General features: G+C 72.2%; 13 protein-coding genes and 2 pseudogenes. 10 read left to right on the top strand and 5 right to left on the bottom strand.

Translation table 11 applies throughout. The annotated features are described in order from the left end of the window. The first annotated feature begins 241 nt into the window (after nucleotides 1-241). The 6 genes from ACFWPQ_RS10295 to ACFWPQ_RS10270 all read left to right on the top strand — a co-directional run bounded on the left by ACFWPQ_RS10295 (nucleotide 242) and on the right by ACFWPQ_RS10270 (nucleotide 8220). A complete protein-coding gene (locus tag ACFWPQ_RS10295) occupies nucleotides 242-2923 on the top strand; it encodes an ATP/GTP-binding protein (protein ID WP_384031901.1) in 2682 nt (893 codons plus the stop codon). Between the two features lie 280 nt (nucleotides 2924-3203). Continuing rightward, a complete protein-coding gene (locus ACFWPQ_RS10290) occupies nucleotides 3204-4628 on the top strand; it encodes a DUF4041 domain-containing protein (protein WP_384031899.1) in 1425 nt (474 codons plus the stop codon). Nucleotides 4629-4659: 31 nt separating this feature from the next. Continuing rightward, complete coding sequence (locus ACFWPQ_RS10285) at nucleotides 4660-5553, top strand: phosphorothioated DNA-binding restriction endonuclease (protein ID WP_384031897.1); 894 nt, start codon at nucleotides 4660-4662, stop codon at nucleotides 5551-5553. A gap of 91 nt (nucleotides 5554-5644) precedes the next feature. Continuing rightward, nucleotides 5645-6229 carry a hypothetical protein gene (locus tag ACFWPQ_RS10280; protein WP_384031895.1) on the top strand — a complete coding sequence of 195 codons (585 nt, stop codon included), beginning with the start codon at nucleotides 5645-5647 and terminating at the stop codon, nucleotides 6227-6229. Between the two features lie 79 nt (nucleotides 6230-6308). Further along, on the top strand, nucleotides 6309-6998 hold the full coding sequence (locus ACFWPQ_RS10275) for a hypothetical protein (RefSeq protein ID WP_384031893.1): 690 nt from the start codon (nucleotides 6309-6311) through the stop codon (nucleotides 6996-6998). A 130-nt stretch (nucleotides 6999-7128) separates the two neighbouring features. Then, nucleotides 7129-8220, top strand: a complete 1092-nt coding sequence (locus tag ACFWPQ_RS10270) for a PucR family transcriptional regulator (protein WP_384031891.1) — start codon at nucleotides 7129-7131, stop codon at nucleotides 8218-8220. A gap of 3267 nt (nucleotides 8221-11487) precedes the next feature. On the opposite strand, the gene ACFWPQ_RS10265 is transcribed toward ACFWPQ_RS10270, so the two are convergent. The 4 genes and pseudogenes from ACFWPQ_RS10265 to ACFWPQ_RS10250 form a co-directional block, all read right to left on the bottom strand. Beyond that, entirely contained in the window at nucleotides 11488-11772 is a 285-nt protein-coding gene (locus tag ACFWPQ_RS10265) for a PT domain-containing protein (RefSeq protein ID WP_384031942.1), read from the bottom strand. Then, nucleotides 11742-13088, bottom strand: a pseudogene (locus tag ACFWPQ_RS10260) (DNA repair ATPase); the annotation flags it as partial. The gene ACFWPQ_RS10265 and the pseudogene ACFWPQ_RS10260, both read right to left, overlap by 31 nt. A gap of 289 nt (nucleotides 13089-13377) precedes the next feature. Continuing rightward, nucleotides 13378-15405 (bottom strand): flotillin family protein, encoded by a 2028-nt coding sequence (locus ACFWPQ_RS10255; RefSeq protein WP_384031890.1) that lies wholly within the window; start codon nucleotides 15403-15405, stop codon nucleotides 13378-13380. 95 nt (nucleotides 15406-15500) lie between these two features. Next, nucleotides 15501-16172, bottom strand: a complete 672-nt coding sequence (locus tag ACFWPQ_RS10250; RefSeq protein WP_384031888.1) for a hypothetical protein — start codon at nucleotides 16170-16172, stop codon at nucleotides 15501-15503. A gap of 416 nt (nucleotides 16173-16588) precedes the next feature. Here ACFWPQ_RS10250 and ACFWPQ_RS10245 point away from each other — a divergent pair, with 416 nt between their 5' ends. From ACFWPQ_RS10245 to ACFWPQ_RS10230, 4 genes and pseudogenes are all read left to right on the top strand, one after another. Next, entirely contained in the window at nucleotides 16589-17905 is a 1317-nt protein-coding gene (locus ACFWPQ_RS10245) for a protein kinase (protein ID WP_384031940.1), read from the top strand. A gap of 281 nt (nucleotides 17906-18186) precedes the next feature. Continuing rightward, complete coding sequence (locus tag ACFWPQ_RS10240) at nucleotides 18187-19542, top strand: beta-1,3-glucanase family protein (protein ID WP_384031886.1); 1356 nt, start codon at nucleotides 18187-18189, stop codon at nucleotides 19540-19542. Between the two features lie 172 nt (nucleotides 19543-19714). Further along, nucleotides 19715-19978, top strand: a pseudogene (locus ACFWPQ_RS10235) (heavy metal translocating P-type ATPase); the annotation flags it as partial. A gap of 143 nt (nucleotides 19979-20121) precedes the next feature. Continuing rightward, on the top strand, nucleotides 20122-20781 hold the full coding sequence (locus ACFWPQ_RS10230; protein WP_361286288.1) for a zinc ribbon domain-containing protein: 660 nt from the start codon (nucleotides 20122-20124) through the stop codon (nucleotides 20779-20781). Here the strand turns inward: ACFWPQ_RS10230 and ACFWPQ_RS10225 are convergent. After that, nucleotides 20770-21459: a GNAT family N-acetyltransferase gene (locus ACFWPQ_RS10225; RefSeq protein WP_384031884.1), complete on the bottom strand. Its 690-nt coding sequence runs from the start codon at nucleotides 21457-21459 to the stop codon at nucleotides 20770-20772. The genes ACFWPQ_RS10230 and ACFWPQ_RS10225 overlap by 12 nt on opposite strands. Nucleotides 21460-21487: the final 28 nt, after the last annotated feature.

Here is a 21487-nt window from a genome sequence, read left to right as displayed (position 1 = left end):
AACCTCTGACCTGCGCCTCGACAAGAACAGCAGGTGAGGGACCTACGGATATCCGTAGGTCCCTCACCTGTTTCTGTGTGCGTGGTCTATCTGAGTGACCAGCGTTTCTGCCGGTTCGGAGACCGCGCCCCCGCGACGGGACGAGGGGTGCGATCGCACCTGCAGACCCGTCTGGATGCGGGCTTGTCGGCGTGGTCTCAGGGCGGCATAGATTTACTCCAGTTGATCACCAGGGGGAGCAGTGGCAGGGCGGGATCTTCGAACTCTCTTCAGCTCGAACGACCGGAGCATCGCCTCCAGTGAGGCGTTCACGAACCGGCAGGCGCAGTGGCGGGCCGTGACGGCCGGCCTCGCCGAGCACGTACGGCATGTGATGCGCGCGGACTTCGACGCGGAGGATCTGGAGGCTCCCCGCCGCAACATCCTCGTGTTCCACGGCGTAGGCGGCATCGGCAAGTCCACGCTCTCCCGCAAGATCGAGGCGTCCCTCACCAGCAGCGAACATCGTCCCGTGCAATGGGAGTCCCCGTCCCACCCCGAGGAGCGGACGTTGCCGGTCCGCATCGACCTCGCGCGCGCCGCGGGCATGGACTTCGAACGCGTCGTTCTGACCATCCGCCTCGCCGTCGCCACGCTCGGTCGGCCGATGCCCGCCTTCGACCTCGCCCTGCGCCGCTACTGGGAGCACAACCACCCGGGCGAACCGATCGAGGACCACCTGCGCCGGGGAGGGCTGCTGAGCCGTTTCAGTGCCGCTGCCGCTCTACCGCAGCAGATGCAGTCGGCTCTTGGCGACGTCGCCCAGGCCCTGCTCCTGCCCGGTACCGTCGGGAGCGCGCTGGGCCATGGAGCCGGCGTGCTCATCAAGGCCTTGCGCGAGCGGCGTCAGTCCGTACGCGCCCTCGCGGGCTGTTCGCGCCTGGCCGATCTCCTGGAGGCCGAGCCCGACCTGGAAGCCCTCAGCTTCTATCCGCACCTCCTCGCCTGGGACCTGGCCCAACTCCCGGCCCACAAGAGCGCGCTGCCTGTGATCCTGCTGGACACCTTCGAGGACACCGGCGACCGCACCCACCGTGACGCCGAGCGCCTGCTGCAGCGCGTCGTCTGGCTGATGCCCAACGCGTTCTTCGTCGTCACCGGACGCAATCGCCTCCAGTGGGCGGAGACGAGCCTGGCAGGGCAACTCGACTGGACCGGGCCGAACGCCTGGCCCGGCCTCGTCGCCGACTCCGCGCATTCCCGTGCAGGTGCATCCAGCCGCCAGATCCTGATCGGCGACTTCTCCCCCGAGGACTGCGAGGACTACCTGGCCCGCAGGCTCAGCCGCGACGGACGGCCGCTCATCGGCGAACCCGTTCGCCGGATCATCGCCGAACGCTCCCACGGGCTGCCGCTGTACCTGGACCTGTCGGTCATGCGCTACCTGGAACTCCGGCGGGGCGACCGACAGCCGCAGGTCACGGACTTCGACCACGACTTCCCGGCCCTGATCGCCCGGACTCTCAGCGACCTGACCGCCGAAGAACGCCACGTACTGCGCTCGGTCAGCCTGCTCAGCGCATTCTCCGTGCCCCTGGCCACCCAGGTCGCCGGCATGGACCACGACTCCCCCGCTCTACGACTGACCGAGCGCCCCTTCATCCGTGAGTCCCCCTCCGGCGTGTGGCCCTTCCATGTCCACGAGCTGATCCGCGCCGCCATTCGCCACGCGGACGACGGCAGTGACGACCGCTGGTCGGAGCAGGACTGGCAGCGCGCGGCCCAGCGCGCCTTCCGTGCCCTGGAATCCCAGTGGCGGCAGGACCCCCGTGGGGACCGCGATGGACTGGTCCGCTGCCTTCGACAAGGTCTCCTTCTCGCCCGGGACTTCCGTCTCGGTCTCGGCTGGCTCGCCGATGCCGCATTCCAGTACGTAGGGGATTCCGTCTGGGAACCGCTCGCACTGCCCGCCGCGGGTGACCCGTCAGCGGGCGGCCTGCAGACTGCCGCGGATGCCCTGGTCGAGACCCTCAGCGCCATCGCGCGGCGCCAGCACGAGCACCGCGAGCGCACGGCCGGTCGACTCGCGGCCGTCCTGGCGTCGGGGCTGCTCCCCGATGACCTCGTCGAACTGGCCACGTACTACCTGGCGAAGGCCCAGCGAGACCTCGGGCGGACCGAGGACTCGCGTCGCGGCATGCAGCGTGTCGCCTCCGCCGACGGGCGGCTGGCTTCCGCCGCTCGGCGGGGCCTGGCGCACCTGAGCCGACTGTCCGGGGACTTCCCTGCGGCAGTGGAAGTCGCCGGGAGGCTGGGCTGGGAGGGGCGGCACCACCGGGTCATGGGAGACGTGTGGTGGGTGCAGGGAGACATGGAGCGGGCGACCGTCGCCTACCTGGCGGCCAGGACCGAGGCCGAAGAGCACGGTGCGGCCGGCGAGACCGCGATGGCCCAGGCGCATCTCGCCTTCGCTGTCTCTCTCGCCGACCCGCTCCGCGCCGACGACGAACTCGACCTGGCGAACCGGCTGCTGTCACACCTCAGCCTGCGCTCCAGCGAGATGACCGCTCGCATCGCCGCGCTCGTACGCGACGCAGGACTCGCCGCAGACGTACCCGACCGGGCATCCGTGCTGCTCGCGGAAATCAACACCTCCGGCATTTCCTATGCCGCAGCCAAACTGCAGTTGGCCCTGTGCTTCCACCATGCCGTCCTCGACGCCCAGGACGACCTCGCGACCGCGATCACTCACCTGCGTGAACTCACACTGACCGGCGACTACGCCTACTACGTGGAGATCGCGCACTTCATGGGTGGCCTTCTGCTTCCCGAGCACACCGCGCGAGCACGGTGGCTCGACGGAGAACGACAGACCCGCGAACGATGGCGCCACCTGGTCGAGGCGCGTCGTGATCACCTCAGGGCGGCTCCCAGCGCCGGGTGATGGTTCGGGCACAGAATGCTACTATCCGTTTTTTGCCGGAATTATCCGGCGACCTGTGGGCTGTGGGACGCCTCAGGGGCGAGGGGGCTGGGATATGAGTACATATCGCTTCAATGCGCCGCCGGGTTGGCCGGTTCCGCCTGCGGGATGGATGCCGCCGCCGGACTGGCGGCCCGATCCGTCGTGGCCGCCGATGCCGGCGGGATGGCAGCTTTGGGTTCCGGACGCCGACTCCACCGCCGACGCACTCACTGCTGACGTTGGCGCCGGAGCCTCCGCGGTGCCGGCGCCGCGGAAGGGCGGGCTGTTCGGGCTGCGTCGTGCGAGTGCCGTCTCCGAGGCCGAGGAACTGCGTGCGTGGATCACCAGGACACAGGGGCTGGATGCCGCACAGGTCGCCGGTCTCGTACGGCAGGTCGAGGCGGAGGCCGCCGCGCTGCGTGAGAGGGCGACCGCCGAAGCCGCCGAGGAGGCCCAGGGAATCCTCAAGGACGCGCGTGAGACGGCGAAGGAGATTCTCGGCGACGCGCGCCGGGCGGCGAAGGAGACCGAGCGGGTCCGCAAGGAGGCCGAACGCCACCGCGCGGACGTGTCCGTCGCCGAGCGGCGGCTGGCTGAGTTGCAGGCCCAGATCGTCAACACCGACGAGATCGCGATGCTGCAGGAGGCCGGGGTCTACGCGTATCGGCATGCACTGCACGACGCGATCGCCTACCGCAGCCGGCTCGACTCCCTCCAGAACGAGATCAAGACGCTTGCCCGCGCGGGCCGCGCCGTCCTTGCGGCCACGGACTGGACGGTCAACGGTTCCAAGCGCGAGGGCCAGAAGATGGTCCGCGACTTCTCCAAGCTCATGCTGCGCGCCTACAACGCCGAGGCCGACTACGCGGTGCGCTCCATGCGGCCGCACCGGCTGAGTTCCCTTGTCGACCGGCTCTACAAGAGCCGCGAGACGATCGCCCGGCTCGGCGCGACCATGCACATCCGGATCTCCGACGAGTACCACAACGCGCGGGTGCGGGAGTTGGAGCTCACGGCCGACTATCTGCAGAAGAAGGAAGAGGAGAAGGAGGCCCAGCGTGAGGCGCGCGCCCGGGAGCGTGAAGAGGCGGCGGTCCAGCGGGAACTCGACCGGCAGCGGGAGAAGCTGAACAAGGAACTCAGCCACTACCAGGCTGCTCTCGACCGCCTGCGCGAGCGCGGTGACGAGGCGGCCGTCGCGGAGATGGAGGCCAAACTGGCCGAGATCGAGAACGCTCTGCAGGACGTCGAGTCCCGCGCGGCGAACATCCGCGCCGGCTACGTGTACGTCATCTCGAACATCGGCGCCTTTGGCGATCGCATGGTGAAGATCGGTATGACGCGTCGGCTCGAACCGCTGGAACGTATCTATGAGCTGAGCGGTGCCGCGGTCCCGTTCCGCTTCGACGTCCACGCGCTGATCTTCAGCAAGGACGCGGTCGGCCTGGAGACGGAACTGCACCGGCAGTTCGCGGCACGGCGGGTCAATCAGGTGAACAGCCGCAAGGAGTTCTTCTACGCCACCCCGACGGAAGTGCGGGACGTTCTGCAGCGGTTCGCCGGACAGCATCTGATCGAGTTCACCGAGGAACCGCAGGCGTTGGAATGGCGGGCCGGCAGCCACTCGGGAGAAGCCGGTGCCCCTGCGGGGAGCGCGGGAACGGGTGCACCGCGGACAACGTGATGTGCGGCGAGGCGCTACTACGATCACGGTCATGGATTGGCTGGAGCGTGCCGCGAGTCTGAGGCACTGGAGTCGGGACGGGGTACGGGCGCCGCACAAGCCGTTGCTGCTGCTGTACGCGCTGGCACGTTTCCAGGCGGATACCGAAGGCGAGTTGCGCTACACCGCGGTGGAGGCCGATCTGAAGCAGCTGCTGGCGGAGTACGGTCCGGCGCACGGGACCACGCCCGCCTACCCCTTCCACCACCTGGCCAGCGACGAAGTGTGGGAGGTACGCACCGACCGTGGCGTCGGCAGCCCAGGCACCGGAGTTCGGGAACTGCGGGCCAGCGGTGCCGCCGGGCGGCTGGCCCCGGACCTGCGGGCGGCGCTACGACGGGAGCCGTCGCTGTTGGGCCGTATGGCACGGGTGCTGCTCGACCTGCACTTCCCGCCGTCGCTGCACCAGGATCTGTGCGAGGCGGTGGGCCTGGAACTGGAGTTGGCGGAGACCGACGCTCTGGCATCGCCCGCACAGCGCCGACGGGACCGCCGGATGCGGGAAATGGTGCTGACCACATACGAGTACCAGTGCGCCTTCTGTGGCTACGACGGCATGATCGACACCGCACCCGTCGGGCTGGAGGCCGCACATGTGCGCTGGTGGGCGTACGACGGCCCGGACGACGTCGACAACGGCCTGTGCCTGTGCTCGCTGCACCACAAGCTGTTCGACAAGGGCGTCCTCGGTATAGGCGACGGTCACCGCATCCTGGTCTCGCAACGCTTCGTCGGCCGCAGCCCCGCCGCCCGCGAACATGTCACCGCGCTCGCCGGCCGCCCGCTCATCGGCCCTCAACCCGGTATCCGGCCCATCGCGGAGACCCACCGCTCCTGGCACACCGGCCAGGTCTTCCGAGGCTTCCCACGCCCCGGAACCACCTGACCCGACCACACCCGTGGACAGGGAGTCACTCCGGTCGGCGCAACCGATAAGCGCTGGCTCGTGCCCCGCCTCGTGCCTCAGGATTCTCGGCGTGACAGATACGGGACCCGCCGCAGTAGAGGCGCCGGAGGGGCTGCTGGGCTGGTGCCTCGTGGCCAATGTGGCGCGGGAGATCGCGCGCGGTGAGGGTGGCCTCGAGATTCAGCACGGCACGAAGCACTTCCGCGCGGGCACCCTGCTGCGGCTCCCGCCCGTCCGCTGGGACCCGGGCCATTGGCGTTGGCCTGCGGTGGGCCGGCACCGGGGCAACGGCCGCCGTTACGTCCACATGGTCGTACGCGCGGACGACCTCGAGAACTTCCGGGTCAAGGGTGTCTACAGCGAAGCCCTGGTGCGCAGCCTCAACGGCTACGCCCACGATCCGGCCGCCCCGCGGACCCTGCAGAACCCGTGGACCCGCGAGCGGGCCCAGAGCTGGGCGGACGGCTGGAATCGCCACCGGGAGCCGGTCTTCATCGAAGGCCACCCCTACGCCCGCCCACGGATGTCCGTCCCCAACCCTCCGCCGGCAGAGATCCAGATCGACGGCGAGACCCTCCATCTGGCCCACTACGGCACCCGGGGAGCTCGTTACAGCCGCACGCCCCCGCCCGTGGAGTGGACCCCCGAGCCGTGACCGGCGCGCAGGGCCGGGGGAGGCGCGCGACCCATCGTGGAGTTGGCTGTCGTGGCTGCCGCTCCTGGGCTCGGCTGCCATGACGGTTCTGGTCGCTGTGTGGGGAGCGTCTCCCGGAGTGGGCAAGTCGACGCTGTGCGGCGGACTGTCCCAGGGGCTCGCTGACACGGGGCTGCGGGTGGACCACTTCCGCGAGGAGGAGGTCCTGACCCGGCCGCAGTTCGCCGCAGTGGCCGAGGAGTTCACGGCGACAGGGACGGTCGGGCTGGAGACACTGATCGCGGCGACGGCGGACTTCGTCGATGCGGCCGTGGCGAGCGGCGACGACGTGGTGATCGCGGACGCGCTGATGCCGTTCGTGCCGACGCTGCTGGCCATGGGGCACGGCGAAGAGGCCATCGACGCCTTCGTCGACGACCTCACGGAGGTCCTCGCACCGGTCCGGCCTGTCATGGTCTTTCTCGACGGGAACGCCGAGTCCGCGTTGTCCCGAGCCGCGGCGAGGGAAGGCGCGCAGTGGCTGGACCGGTACGTCGGGAAACTCGCCGACTATGCGGTCAGTCCTCCGGTGGCCGACCTGGCTTCGGCGGTGAGGTATCTGCTGCGGGAGCGTGCGGTGACGCTTGGCGCGATCCGTCGGCGGGACCAGGACTGGGGTCTCGTCGTGGTCGAACGGGCTGACGAGCTGCCCCGGAGTGAGGTGTTGCGGGAAGTGCTGCGGGGTCTGAGGCCGTGGCTCGGGCTCGGGAAGGTCGTCGCACGCGGATAGGTCGACGCCGCCCGTGCCGACACGCAGGACCATGTGCCGTGCGCGAGAACGCCACCTCAGGTGTTGTGTTTCAGCCGTGCGGCGTACTCTGGCAGGTCGCTGTCGCAGGGTGCGGGGGAGGAAGCGGGAGTTGGCTACGGGCAGAGCGGCGGACTCGGGTGGGGGCGCTGTATCCGAGGACGGTTCGTGGGCGCGGGTGCTGGAGGATGTGGCCAGGAGTGGGCGGCGGCTGCGGCGTGCGGAGTTGGAGTCGCTGCGCGAGTACGGCGACCGGGCCGCCGAGGAGGGGCGGGGGCTCGCCGAGCTGGTCGACGAGCGGCTGGCCGTGACCGGCACGGTGTGGGAGGGGCTGCCGGTGGACGCGGCGTCGATGGCGGCGCTGCGGGCGGCGGTGGCCGCGCTCGCCGCGGGGCACGGCCGGGCCTACCGGGAGCGGCTGCGCCGGGAGGAGGCCGGGCGGCGGGAGTTCGTGGCGGACCTGCTGAGCAGCCGCAGTGATCTGGGGCGGCTGGCCGAGCATGCCGAGCGGTTCGGGCTGAATCTGGCGTGTGCGCATGTCGTGGCGGTCGCCGAGGGGGATGGCTACGACCTGGAGGATCCCCAGGTGCGGGCGCTGGAGCGGCAGTTGCTCGGCCGGTTCGGGGAGGAAGAGGTCCTGTTGGCGGTGAAGCACGGGCGGCTGGTGTGCATCGTGCCCGCCGGACCGGGTGAGGCCCCGGCGGTCAGGGCGTTCGCGGAGCTGACGCAGGGGCGGCGCGTCGTGGTGGGCCGGCCGCACAGCGGGCCCGGCGGTGTCGTGCACTCCTACGAGGAGGCGCGGAACGCGTTGGAGCAGGCCGCCCAGCTGGGACTGGACGGGAAGTTGCTGAACGCGGCCGATCTGCTGGTCCTGCCGGTGCTGCTGCGGGACCGCGAGGCCCTGGAGGAGTTGGTGCGCGGGGTGCTGGGTCCGTTGCGGACGGCCCGTGGCGGGGCTCAGCTGCTGCTGGAGACTCTGACCGCCTACGCGGAGTCGCGCTACGTCTCGGCGGAGGCGGCCCGGCGGCTGGGACTGAGTGTGCGCGCCCTGTCGTACCGCCTCGCGCACATCGTACGGCTCACGGGGCTGGACCCGGACGACGCGCTGCAGCGCTACACCCTGGAGACGGCGGTGTTCGGTGCGCGGCTGCTCGGGTGGCCGGATCAGTCGGCGGACCGGCGGGCAGGGAACGGGAACGGGTAGGCGGCGCACAGCTCGTGCCAGCGGGCCGTCTGCTCGGGGGTGGAACGGCCGCGGAGCCGGGCGAGTTTGAGGAGGTTGGCCTCGGCCGCGCTGCCCAGGGTCCGGGCCTCGGCCAGGTAGTGGTCGTCGAGCAGGGCCTCGACCTCGGTGTCGCTCTGGACGGGGTCGATCCGGGCGGCGAGCTGGGCCATGGTGCGGTAGGAGCCCTGGAGCAGGAACGGCGGTTCCAGGCGGTCGGTGTCCTCCTGGGCCGCGGAGGCGATGTAGGCGCTGTTGACGGCCAGGACGGTCCGCTGGACGCGGCGCAGGTGAGTGAGCGTGGCCAGTACGCGGTCCAGGTCCGGTACCGGGTGGGCGAGTTGGTCGGCCTGTGCCGCCGGGTCGCCGTCGGCGAGGGCGGTCAGCAGGGCGAGGTCGGCCGGGTCGGATCCGGCGAGGGGGGCCAGCACCGGGTTGGCGGCGAGGGCGTTCTCCAGGAAGGACAGGGCGAACAGGTCCTGGTGGCCGGTGAGGACCTCGCCGAGGTTCCAGACGTCGGCGCGGTTGGCGAGCATGTCGGGGATCTGGAAGCGGTGCCCGTTCGCGGTGTGGGGGTTGCCGGCGAGGCAGACGGCGAACCGGCGCCCGCGCAGGTCGAAGCTGCGGGCCACGCCGTCGCTGACGGCCTCGACGCGGCGCTGCGCGTCGCACAGCGGGATGAACTTCTGCAGCAGTTCGGCCGAGACGTGCTGGATGTCGTCGAGGTGGAGGAGGACGTTGCTGCCCGCCTCCAGCGCGAAGACGATCTTCTCGACCTCGCGGCGGGCCGCCGCGTCGGGGGCGCGGTCCGGGTCGAGCGAGGTGGTGCCGGTGCCGAGCGCCGGGCCGTCGACGCGGACCATGAGCAGGCCGAGGCGGTCGGCGACGTACTCCAGCAGGGTGGTCTTGCCGTAGCCGGGCGGGGAGAGGAGCAGGAGCAGGCCGCTGCGGTCGGTCGGGGCGGCGGTGGCAGTGGGGGCGGTGGCGGCAGTGGGGCCTGTGGTGGTGAGCGTGCCGAGCTGCTTGGCCAGGTTGTCGCCGACCAGCGGGAGGTAGACCCGGTCGATGAGCTGGTTGCGGACGAAGCCGGCGAGCGGGCGGGGGCGGTGGTCGTCCAGGCGCAGCCGGGTCCGCTCGGCGGCCAGGACGTCCGCGCGCCGACGCTGGAAGGCCCGGAATGCCGGGGCCCGTTCCTCCCGGAACACCCGGGCCCGGTGCGGGAGTTCGTCGATGCGTACGGTCAGCCGGCCCTCGTGGACGCGGGGGTGGGTGCCGAGGAGGCCGTCGACGGTCTCGCCGACGGGCGCGGCGATCTCGTAGCGCGGCAGGTCGGGTGCGCACAGGTGTGCCACGGCCTCCGGCACGCCCTCACTGTCCGTGTGCGTGGCCGCGTACGAGTCCAGCCAGGCGGCGGCGAGTTGGTGCCGTGCGGGCAGGTCGGTGGCGAGCGCGGCCAGGTCCGCGGTGAGGGCGGGGGCGGCGGCGGTGTGGCCGAAGCTGTCCAGGAGGGTGCGCGCGGCGACGCCGGTGGCGAATCCGTCGTGTGGGTCGGCGAGTTCCTCCTGGAGGTAGTCGCCCGCGCGAGGCGCCGGCGGCAGGCCGGTGGCGGCGGTGAACTCGGCTACCGCGTCCGTGAGTTCGGCCGCCAGGTCGGAGGAGGCCGTTGCCGCGGCCTCGGGGCCGAAGTGGGCGCGGGCCTGTGCCAGGGAGCGGGCGCGGCGCTGCCAGGCGGCCCGCCGGGAGCCGGTCGTGCCGTGGGCCCAGAACAGCTGGGCGGTGGCGCGTACTTCGGCGGGGTGCTGCAACAGACCGGCACCGGCCCGCAGTCGCAGCAGCGCGCCGAGGATGGCGGCGGCGTCGTGGTCGTGGACGCCACGCTCGTACCCCTCGTCGTAGCCTCTCTCGGCGGCGCGGCGGACTTGGTCGAGCAGCGGTTCCCCGGTGGCCGTGGACAGCAGCGAGGCGGCCAGGTACTCGGCGCGGTAGAGCGTCGGTGACTCGCTCACCAGGGGCTGTGTCCAGAACTCGCGGCCGGTCAGCAGCTCGGGGAGGTCGGCGGGGCGGCGGTAGCCGGTTCCGGTGACGACGAAGGCCAGGCCGTCGTCGCCGTCCGGCTGGAGGGTGAGTTCCACCGGTTCGCGGCGGACGGCGAAGCGGTGGCGGCCGAGGCGGACGGTGGCGCCGCCGTCCTCGGACAGGTCGGCGCGGTCGCGCAACTCGCGCAGGGCGGTGCGGACGGCGCCCAGCAGGCCGTCCTCCAGTTCCTGGGCGCGTACCCGGTCGTCCAGGTCGCGCAGTTCCCCGGCGGCGGCGCGGATGCGCAGCGCCATCGGGTCGGCGGCCTGTGCGGCGTGGATGTCGGCCGCCGAGCCGAGCCCGGCGAACCTGCGGCGCAGCGCCTCCAGGGCCCGCCGGGCGGAGGCGGCGGCCCGATCGGCGCGGGCGGCGGCCTCGTCCAACAGGGTCTGGCGGCGGGCGGCGAACGCCTGCCGGATCTCCTCCCGGCGCAGCGCCAGGTCGGCGGCGAGGTCCTCGGCCTCGGCGAAGCGGGCCTCCAGCGCGTCCACCCGCAGCAGCAGGCGGGCGAGCTGGTCGTCGCAGGCGGCGGGGCTGTCGGCGGCGGACAGGGCGGCGGTCGTCGCCTGGGCGAGCAGCGCCGACTCGGCGGCGTGCGCGGCGCGGTGCTCGGCGTCGAGCAGGGCACGGCGGCGGATCGTCAGGATCGCCCGGGCACGGTTGACGGCTGCCAGGACCTCGCCGATGGCCAGCAGTACGGCCGTTCCCGCGCCCGGGTCGGCGTCGGCCGCGCCGGTGACCAGGTCGGTGACGGTGGCCAGGGCGTCCGCCTGCTCGGTGAGGCGGTCGGCCAGCCGCGCGGCCTCGCCTGCGGTGGCGATCGAGGCGGCTTCCTCGGCGGCGAGCCGGGCGGCGGCGAGGGGGGCGGCGAAGGCGTCGGGTCCGGCGAAGAAGGCGAAGGCGCGCTCGGTCGCCGCCGCCAGCTCGGCGGCCAGGTCCGCCTCGACCCGGTCCAGGGCGGCCAGGTCGAGCTGGGGCAGTTCGCGCAGGGTGCGGGTACGGCCCTGGGCGCGGCGCAGTTCGGTGAGGAGGACGGTCCAGGCGTCCGCGTCGGCGGGCGGTTCGCCGTGGGAGCGGCGGACGAGGGCCGCGGCCTCCGTACGCGCCTGGTCCAGCGCCTGCGCGGCGCGGGCGGCGAGCCGGCGGACCCTGGCCTGCTCGGCGGCCAACTGCTCAGCGGTGGCCCGTAGTTCGGTGAGCGGTTCGAGCAGGCCGGTGTCGGCCAGCCAGTAGTGGCGGTCCGCCGCCTTGGCGCAGGCGTCGAGGATCAGCTCCGGGGAGGCCGTCGCCTGGTTCTCCTGTTGGTTCTCCTGTTGGTTCTCCTGTTGGTTCTCCTGTGGGTTCTCCTGTTGGTTCTCCTGTGGGTTCTCCTGTGGGTTCTCCTGTGGGTTCTCCTGTGGGTTCTCCTGTTGGTTCTTCTGTGCGGCGGCGGTCGCGCCGCGGACCACGTCGAGGCAGTCGGCGATGCCCGCGACCAGGTCGGCGTTGCCGATCCGCGCCAGCGGGCCGTCGTCGACCGGCTGGGCGGCGGCGTGGTCGGCGGACTGGAAAGGGGTGTTCCACAGCTGGAGTTCGTGCGTGCGCACCGGCTCGTGGTCCGCTCTGAGCAGGACGAGGGTGCCGTCCGGCAGCAGGGCGTACGCCGCGCCGTGCAGGGCGCTCGCCGCCTCGCGCCGGACCGTGTTCCACGGCAGCAGCAGGACCTGGGCGCGGCCCGGCCGGCGCAGGACGTAGAGCAGGTCCTCGCCGTTGGGCGAGGGGAGCACCGCGTCGAAGCGCAGCTCGTCCGCGGCGGAATCGGCGCCCGCGTCGGCGGCGGCGCCTCCCGACCCGCCGCCGATGCGGAAGGCCCGGTGGCTGCCGTCGGCCAGCTCGTAGCCGCCGGGGAAGATCAGGCCCTGCTCGGCGGGGAGCAGCCTGGCACCGCGGCCGAGGGAGTCCTGGCGGCGGACCGAACCGGTACGGGTGTTGACGACCAGGTAGCGGTCCGCGGGTTCGTTGTAGGGGCGGATCCGCAGGAGCAGCAGGGGGCCGGTCGCCGCGTAGGCGACGGTGGCGTCGGCGAGGCTCTGCAGCGGCTCGTCGACCGGCTCCTGGAACAGCTGCCGGTCGCCGGGGTGGGCCCGGACCGTGAGGCTGCCGCCGGTGGTGGCGACCGAGACCGCGCCCTCGCCGCCTTCGATCAGGATCCTGCCGTCCGCGTGGTGCTCGCGTCCGGTCGTCGTCCACGGCAGCTCGGAGCCGGGCGGCTGCGGAAGGTCGCGTTCACCGTGGTTGCCCAGGTACTCGACCCGGCCGACCCGGTCCGTCCCCAACTGCCAGCTCAGGACGCGCAGATCGCCCTCGTTCTCGCCGGTGCGGAACACCGCGAGCAGCCGCCCCGACGCCGTACGCCGCAGGTCGGTGAGGCGGGCGTCCCGGTAGTAGCGCAGCAGCTCGGCGAGGTCGCGGTGGAATCGTTCGTCGTCGAGCAGGCCGGGGACCTTCTCGGACCCCAGGGGCGAGCCGTCCACGGCGTGCAGCGACAGCAGGCCCGCGTCGAGGTCGGGTGCGGAGGTGCCGAGCAGGAGGACGTCGGGGCGTACGGCGACCACTCCGCATGCGGTGCCCTCGCCTGCGGTGCGCGGCCGGGACGAGCCCGCCAGCTCCAGCGGGCGGGAGCCGAAGGCGTCCTGCCGACGGGAGTTCAGCGCGGTGGCCCTGCGGGCCAGTTCCGCCGCGCGGTCAGCGAGCCTTGCCCGCAGGATCTGGTAGGTGCCGTCTTCGACGCCCATGGTTGCTGTCCGCTCCTCCTGGCCGCGTTGCGCCCGTCGTTCGTCCGCGGCGCCGTTGTGGCTGGTCGCGCAGTTCCCCGCGCCCCTTCGGGGCGCTGCTTCGTCGTGGCTGGTCGCGCCCGCGCGGCGGTAGCCGCACATCGATACAGCCCCGCGCCCCTTCGGGGCGCTGCTTCCCCGCGCCTTGCCGCGATGCGCCGTCAGTCGTCTGCTGCGCCGTCGTGGCTGGTCGCGCAGTTCCCCGCGCCCCTTTCGGGGGCGCCCCCGAAGGGGCGCCTTCGTCGTCGCGCTACTTGGCAGTGCCGTTGGCGAGCTGTACCGGGTCGGTCGGGACGGTGTTGCCGTCCGTCTGGCCGCTCAGGAGCTTCATCAGCAGGGCCAGGTTCCACGGGCCCCCGGCGGCCAGCGAGCGGAGCACCTCCGTCGCGTCGCCGCTGAAGCTCTTCTCGCCGTTCAGCCAGTCCGCCCCGAGGGTCTGCACCGTCTCCGATCCCTGCACGGCGCCGTCGATGGCCTTGCCGAAGGACACCGCGCCGACGAGCCGCTCCAGGAACACGCTGTCGCCGCCGACGATGTCGATGTCCGCGCTCTCCAGCCCGGCGGCCAGCACCGCCGCCTGGGCCTCGGCCACCTTGCTCTGGACCTCCAGCGCGGCCATCCGGACCTCCTTGTCCGCGGCCAGGCGGAGCCGGAACTCCTCGTGGGTCCGGGACACCTCGTCCAGCGCGGCCATCGCCGCCGCCTTCTCCTTGAGACCGGCGGCCTCGCCGAGCAGCCGCTCCCGGATGCCCGCCGCCTCCGCGTTCGCCTTGCTCTCCGCGACGGCGGCCTCGGCGAGCCCGACCTTCTGGACGGCGTCCGCCTTCTCCTTGAGGCCCGCGGCCTCGCCCTCCAACCGGGCCCGCACGCCGGCCGCCTCGGCCATGGCCTGCCGCTCGGCCACCTCGGCCTGGGCCAGGCCGGCCGCCCCGGCCAGGGCGCGTTCGCCCTCCGCCCGGCGCATGTTGGCCGCGGCCTCCAGTTCCGCGCGCTTCTGCCCGGCCTCGGCCAGCACCAGCTGCTCCTTGGCCCGCAGGTGCGCGGCCTGCTCGGCGGCCTCGGCCGCCTTGATGTCCTTGACCAGCTGCTCCTGCGCCTCCGCCTCGGCGGCGATGATCACGGTCTGCCGGGTGCGCTCGGCCTCCTGGACGACCCGGACCCGCTTGATCTCCTCCTCCTGCTCGGCGACCGTGCGGTCCACCGCGATCCGCTCGCGCACCACGTCGGCCACGCTCCGGCGCTCCACCTCGACCTGCTTCTCCTTCTCCGCCCGGGCGAGTTCGACCTCCCGCTCCCGGTTGACGACCTCCAGCAGCCGGTCCTTCTCGATGCGCTCGCTCTCCACCGCGAGCACCCGTTCCCGGTTCTTCTCGGCGACCGCGATCTCCCGGACCTGGTTCTCCCGCTGCACGCCGAGCAGTTCCTCGGTCCGCAGCAGCGCGCTGTGCGCCTTGAGCCGCTCCTCCTCCTGGACCTGCGCGGTGGCCGCCTCCTCCTGGGCGCGCAGGGTCTCGATGCCCTTGCGCTGCCGGATCTCCGCCTCCGCGCGCCGCCGTTCCAGCTCCAGGACGGCCTCGCGCGCGTCCACGTTCTGGCGGGTGATCTCCATCTCCTCGTTGCGCTGGAAGTCGTTGGTGCGGATGTGTTCCAGCGCCGTCAGTTCGGTGATCTTCCGGATGCCCTGGGCGTCCAGGATGTTGGACGCGTCGAGCTGTCCCAGCGGGGTCTGTTCGAGGTGGTCGATCGCGGCGTCCTCCAGGTGGTAGCCGTTCAGGTCGGTGCCGATGGCCGCGACGATGCGGTCCCTGAACTCCTCGCGCTTGGTGTAGAGGTCGGCGAAGTCGAGCTGCTTGCCGACGGTCCGCAGCGCCTCGGCGAACTTCGCGCTGAACAGGTTCTGGAGGGTGTCCTGATGGCTGGCCCGCTCCGTGCCGATCGCCTGGGCGACCTTGACGACGTCCTCCACCGTCTTGTTGACCCGCACGAAGAACGTGATCTGGATGTCGGCGCGGATGTTGTCCCTGCAGATCATGCCCTCCCGCCCGGTACGGATGATCTCGATGGTCTTCACCGAGATGTCCATGACCTCCGCCCGGTGCAGCATCGGCAGCACCAGGGCACCGGTGAAGGTGACGTCGACGCTCTTGGGCCGCGAGACGATCAGGGCCTCGCCCTGGACGACCTTGCGGAACAGCCGGCCGAAGAGCAGCAGCGTGCCCAGGCCGATGAGCAGCAGGACGGCGACGAGTACGCCGATTCCGATGGTGACGACAGACATGGCTGTTCCCTTGGACGACCTTGCCGTGGATGGATGAGTGAGCGACGGGCGTGCCGAGCGCCCGAATGCGCCGACGAGCGTGGGGTGTTGTCGCGTCAGCCGGTGGTCGGCACGGCGGGCATGACCCAGAAGTACTCGCCCGCGTCGTCGTAGTCGTAGATGAGTGCCGACGCCCCGGTGCGGAGCGCGCCGCCCGGCCCGGCCGCGTCGTCGAGGCTCTGCCGGACCTGTACGACGGCGGAGGAGCCGTCGGCCGCACGGACCTCGGCCTGTCCGAAGTCGGGGCCGACCCGGCCGGTGCGGATCACACAGCCGAGGCCGACGAAGTCCCGGCGCGACGGCGGCGGGGCGGGCGCCGGCATCAGCCGCCCCAGCGGCCACGCCAGCAGCCGCGCTCCCGCCCACCCGCCGGCCAGGGCGACCGGCAGCAGGACTCCCCCGTGCCCGCTGCCGAGTGCGACCCTGCCGCTGAGCGCGCTGAACCAGGCGAAGGCGACCACCAGCGACACCGCCACGGTGATCGGCACCCCGCCCAGGCCCAGCACCTTCTGCAGTCCCCCGTGGCCGTGGCGCCCCCCGCCGCGCCCGCGCCCGTGGCGCCCCCCGCCATGGCCGTGGCCGTGCCCGTGGCCGTGATGTCCTCCGCGCGCCCCGTGGAAATGGGCGCCCCCCAGGAGCACCAGCAGCCAGTAGACCGCGACCACGACGAGCGCGAAGGTGAAGACCACGGTCGGAAACGCCGTGACCGCCCCCAGGAAGTCCCCCACTGCACTCGCCCCGCCTCTGCAGATCCCCCGACGGCCACGCTTCGTGTGCCGCAGCCGCAAGGGTGACACCGCGACGACGACCGCGCAGCGCATGATCCCGGAAATCTTGACGGCCCCTTCACGTCCCGGTTCAGCTCACACCCCTCGGCGCCGGAACGGGTACGGAACAAGGCACGGAACAAGGTGGCCGTCGCGGTCTCCGGCACGGCCGCGGTGCTGATCGCGGTGGCACTCACCGCCCGCGCCCCGAAGAAGCTCAACAGCTGATCAAAGGGGAGCAACTCCCGTTCGTGGTCGGTCGTGGTCGGGCCGCCAGTAGAGTGGGGAGGCTGCGGCGACCCACCGACATCCGTCCTCTCACAGGGACATGGCCGACAGCGGTCGAGTCGTCTCACTGTGTGAGGATGAAGCAAAAGGTGCTGATAGCGGGCCGGTACCGGCTGAAGACCGCCATCGGGCGCGGCGCGATGGGCGAGGTCTGGCGGGCGTACGACGAGATGCTCGGCAGACCGGTGGCGGTCAAGCTCCTGCTCGCCCAGCACACCGACCCCACCGCCGCCGCCCGCTTCCGCCTGGAGGCCCAGACCGCGGGCCGGCTCCAGCACCCGAACGTGGTCGGCGTCGTCGACTTCGGCGAGCAGGAGGGCCGGCTGTTCCTGGTGATGGAGCTGGTCGAGGGCGACAGTCTGCACCGCGTGCTCGCCCAGGCGGGATCCCTGCCGGCCGAGGAGGTCGCCCGCATCGCCGCCCAGGCGGCCGCCGGACTCGCCGTCGCACACGAACAGGGCATCGTGCACCGGGACATCAAACCCGGCAACCTCCTCCTCGACGCCGTCGGGTCCGTGAAGATCGGCGACTTCGGCATAGCCCGCTTCATGGACGACCCGGGTGGCGCGCTCACCGCGACCGGCCAGATCGTCGGGACCAGCCTGTACATCGCCCCCGAACGTGCCCTGGGGCAGCCCGCCGGACCGCCGTCCGACGTCTACTCGCTCGGCTGCGTGCTCTACCAACTCCTCACCGGACGGGTGCCGTTCAACGCCGAGAGCGCCATCGCGGTCCTCCACCACCACCTCGACACGCCCCCCGTGCCACCACGGGAGCTGGGCATCGGGCTGCCGCCCGCCTTCGAGAACTACCTGCTCGGCCTGCTCGCCAAGCGGCCCGAGGACCGTCCCACGGCGCGTCAGACGGCCGAGTGGTTCGCCGCGGGCTCCTGGAGAGGACGCCCCGAGCCCCTCCCGGCGGCCACACCGCGCACCGCACCGGGCACAGCACCGCGCACCGCGCCGGAGCCGCGTGCGACCACCTCCGGGACACCGGCGGGGGCGTGGCCCGAAACGGGCCTGCCGCCGGGCTCCGTCACCACCTACGCCTTCCCGTCCACCGCCGCCGGCACCGCTCCGGCCCACCGGGGGCGGCGCCGTCAGCGGACGGGAGGCCGCACCGTCTCCGCACGCCGTTCAAGGACGGTGAGCACCGTCGCCGCCGTGGTGATCTTCCTCGGGGCGCTGCTGGTCGGCATCGCGTGGTTCTCCCCCGACCACAGCTCGGCGGACACACCGGCGACCGATCCGTCCAGCACCACGAACCAGGCCCCGGGCACGCCCTCGTCCCTGAACCCTCCGGCGACCGGCGGCAAGAAGCCCGGAACCGGCGACGACGGCGGCCCGGGCAGTCAGCCGGCCCCCAAGAAGGGCAAGGACAAGGGCGGCGAGGACGACAAGGGCTGATCGGCCCGGTGGCGCGGAAAGGTCCGTACCGGTTGGTCCAAGGGTTGTAGAAACGCGGCGGCCCGGAGCCCTCCGAGCAGTCGGAAACCGAATCCGGTGGGCGCGTCGTGCGCCGTGGCAGGGCCGGGATCTGCGCCGCGTCGGCTGCGGGGGCTCAACCCGACCGATTTCGGCTTCAGTTGTTGACGGCGGGCAGGGGCGGGTCTACAACCCGAGGGAGCGCTCTCATGTCTGCTGTTGCTCCATCCCCACGCACGCCGGACCGGCTTGAGGAGACCCGCATGCAGAGTCCCGTCGGCGCACCCACCCGCAGACCACCGGCCGGCGCCGTAGGCCCACGCGCGGCGCTCGGGCTGGTCGTCGTCCTGATCGCCGCCTTCTTCGCCGTCCTCGCACCGGCGCCCGTGCACGCCGCCGACCAGTTGCTGTCCCAGGGCAGGCCGGCCACCGCCTCCTCGACCGAGAACGCGTCCTTCCCCGCGAGCGCCGCGGTCGACGGCAACACCGGCACCCGCTGGTCCTCGGCCTTCGCCGACCCGCAGTGGCTGCAGGTCGACCTCGGGTCCGTCCAGCAGCTCAGCAGCGTCACCCTGAACTGGGAGGCCGCCTACGCGAAGGCCTTCCAGATCCAGACCTCCACCGACGCCACCACCTGGACCACCGTCTACTCCACCAGCACCGCCACCGGCGGCAGCCAGAGCCTCGCCGTCACCGGCAGCGGGCGCTACGTCCGCCTCTACGGCACCGCGCGGGGCACCCCGTACGGCTACTCCCTGTGGGAGTTCCAGGTCTACGGCCCCGGGTCCACCACCCCGCCGGACGACTTCTGGGGCAGCACCGGCGACATCCCCGCGGCGAACAACGCCGTCGAGGTGAAGATCCTGAACCGCACCAACGGCAAGTACCCCGACAGCCAGGTGTACTGGAGCTTCAACGGGCAGACGCACTCCATCGCCGAGCAGCCCTACCTCGACATGCCGGCCAACTCCGCGGGCCGCATGTACTTCTACCTGGGCTCGCCCACCAGCGCGTACTACGACTTCATCGAGTTCACGGTCGGCAACAACGTCTTCAACGGGAACACCACCCGGGTCGACGCCTTCGGCCTGAAACTGGCCATGCGCCTGCACAGCAAGGACGGTTACGACGTCGAGGTCGGCGAGAACCGGCAGACCTTCGCCGAGGACCGCGCCACCACCTTCCAGCGCTTCGTCGACGCGGTGCCGTCCCAGTTCGACGTGCTGGCCCAGACCCAGGCCCCGTACCGGATCATCGCGCCCGGCAGCGACCCGAGCTTCCGCGCGGGCGGCGCCAACGCGAACTACTTCACCTCGTACGCCCAGTCGGTGGGCGTGACCGCGGCCACCTCCGACATCTTCGGCTGCGCGGCCTCCCTGGCGGCCGACCCGAACACGTGCGCCGCGCTCAACCGCCACGTCGCCACCCTGCCGGCCTCCCAGCAGTCCGACCCGGCCCAGTTCTACACGGCGGCACCCGCGAACTACTACGCCAAGTTCTGGCACGACAACGCCATCAACCACCTCGCCTACGGCTTCCCCTACGACGACGTGGCGGGCCAGTCCTCGTTCGTCTCCCACGCCGACCCGCAGTGGCTCCTGGTCGCCGTCGGCTGGTGAGCGACCCGGCGGAACGGGACCGGGCCGGGGTCCGGTCCCGTTCGTCTCCCGTCCGTCAGGCCGTGGGGGCGCCGACCGTCCCGGGCTCCGGCTCCGGCTCCGCGTCCGCGTCCGCGTCCCCGGCAGGGGCGTCGTTCAGGCCGAGCCCGAGGTGTTCGACGTGGTACAGGGCCTGGTCCAGGAGTTCGGCGACGCCGTCGTCGTGCGCGACGAGCTGGCGACGATCCCGGCCGTGGTCGCGCTCTCCCGCCGGGCCCGGCGCCTGGTCGTGCAGAACCTCGTCGTCGCCGGGGTGTTCATCGCCGGCCTGGTCCTCTGGGACCTGGCCGGCGACCTGCCCCTGCCCCTGGGCGTCGCCGGGCACGAGGGCTCCACCGTGCTCGTCGGCCTCAACGGCCTGCGCCTGCTGGCGGACCGGGCCTGGGGTACGCCCTGAGGTACGGCCCGAAGTACGCCCTGAGGTCATGCCGAGGTCATGATGAGGTCATGTCCTGAACTCGGCGCCTTTGGCCAGAACCAGTACCGTCCCCCCTGCGTCGTACGGCATGTGTCCGATGGCCTGACCTGTGGGGGGACCACATGAGCGCCGAGATCTACTTCAGCAACAACTACCGGGATCTGTGCGAGCGCAACGGGACCGGTGCCGGTTTCCAGTTCGAGTTCTCCTGCTCACGCTGTTACGACACCTGGCGCTCACCGTTCGAGCCCTACACCGGAGAGCGGGCCGCCACCTGGGTCCGCAAGGGGGCCGACGTGGCCTGGGGGCTGCTCGGCCGTACCGGGACGGGGCTGTCGTCGGCGGCCGAGGGGCTGGCGGGGGCCGGTTACGGGCGCTCCCGCGACGAGGCGTTCCAGCGGGCGATCGACAACGCACAGGGGCACTTCAACCGCTGCGCGCGCTGCACCGACTACGTGTGCGGCCGCTGCTGGAACGCGGCCCAGGGGCTGTGTCTGCGGTGCGCTCCGGACACGGCGGCCGAGGCCATGGCGGCCCAGCAGCGCGGCCTCAACGACATGGCCTCGCAACGGGCGTACGCCGCGGGGCAGCAGGCCGGGCAGGGCTACGACCCCAGCACGCCCCGCCAGTTGGTCTGCCCGCAGTGCCGCACCGAGACGCACGGCGCCGCCTTCTGCTCGGGCTGCGGCTACCACCTGGCCCAGTCCGAGCGGTGTTCCTCCTGTTCCGCCGCGGTGCCGGACGGGGCCGCCTTCTGCCCGGGCTGCGGTTCACGCAGGTAGCGGGGCGGCGCCCGGGCAGCGGGCGGGCGGGGCCGTCGTCGTGTGCCGGAGCCAGCGGGCCTCGATCTCGCGGCCGTCGGGGAGGGTGTGGCGCGGCGGTCCGACGGCCGCGAAGAAGCCGGCGCCCGCCAGGGCCCGGCCGCTCGCGGCGTTCGCCGGCTCGTATCCCGCCCGCAGCGTCCGCAGCCCGAGGTGGGTGTGGCCGAAGACCGCGGCGGCCCGGAACAGTTCGGTGCCGAGCCCCAGGCCACGGGCGTGGGGCGCCAGCCATCCGCCGACCTCCCCGGTGCCCGGGTACAGCCCCGTGGCACCGGCGTATCTGCCGTCGTCCAGGCGTACGCCGACCAGCATCTCCTCCCCGCCGGGGCGGGGCTGGTAGGGCTGGGCCAGCAGGTGCCCGGCCGTCGTGGACGCCCGTAGCGCGTCGGTGTCACCGGGGCACAGCCGCAGCAGATCCTTGCGGGCTCGGGCGCCGACGAGGTTGCCCACGCCCCAGCCGAGCCATCGCTGGGCCTCCGGGTCCGAGGCGGCGGCCACCGCGGCGAGGAGGTCCAGCATCGTCTCCGGGGTGTAGAGAAGGAGCCGCTCCGTGCGCAGGGTGTGCCGCTGGTGCCCACACGGACCGGGCAGCGGGAGCCTGGGGGCCGACCGTGCACGGCGGAACCGAGACCAGAGCATGTGACTCTCCCCCCGAAGACCCCGAAGA

It is taken from the genome of Streptomyces sp. NPDC058464, assembly GCF_042721035.1.
Classification (GTDB): domain Bacteria; phylum Actinomycetota; class Actinomycetes; order Streptomycetales; family Streptomycetaceae; genus Streptomyces.
This window is presented reverse-complemented; position numbering and strand designations above follow the sequence as displayed.

Excerpts from the sequence above, each read along its gene's own strand:
- ACFWPQ_RS10285 (WP_384031897.1), top strand. The coding sequence starts at position 4,660 with ATGGATTGGCTGGAGCGTGCCGCGAGTCTGAGGCACTGGAGTCGGGAC.
- ACFWPQ_RS10275 (WP_384031893.1), top strand. The coding sequence starts at position 6,309 with ATGACGGTTCTGGTCGCTGTGTGGGGAGCGTCTCCCGGAGTGGGCAAG.
- ACFWPQ_RS10255 (WP_384031890.1), bottom strand. The coding sequence starts at position 15,405 with ATGTCTGTCGTCACCATCGGAATCGGCGTACTCGTCGCCGTCCTGCTG.
- ACFWPQ_RS10240 (WP_384031886.1), top strand. The coding sequence starts at position 18,187 with ATGCAGAGTCCCGTCGGCGCACCCACCCGCAGACCACCGGCCGGCGCC.
- ACFWPQ_RS10230 (WP_361286288.1), top strand. The coding sequence starts at position 20,122 with ATGAGCGCCGAGATCTACTTCAGCAACAACTACCGGGATCTGTGCGAG.
- ACFWPQ_RS10225 (WP_384031884.1), bottom strand. The coding sequence starts at position 21,459 with ATGCTCTGGTCTCGGTTCCGCCGTGCACGGTCGGCCCCCAGGCTCCCG.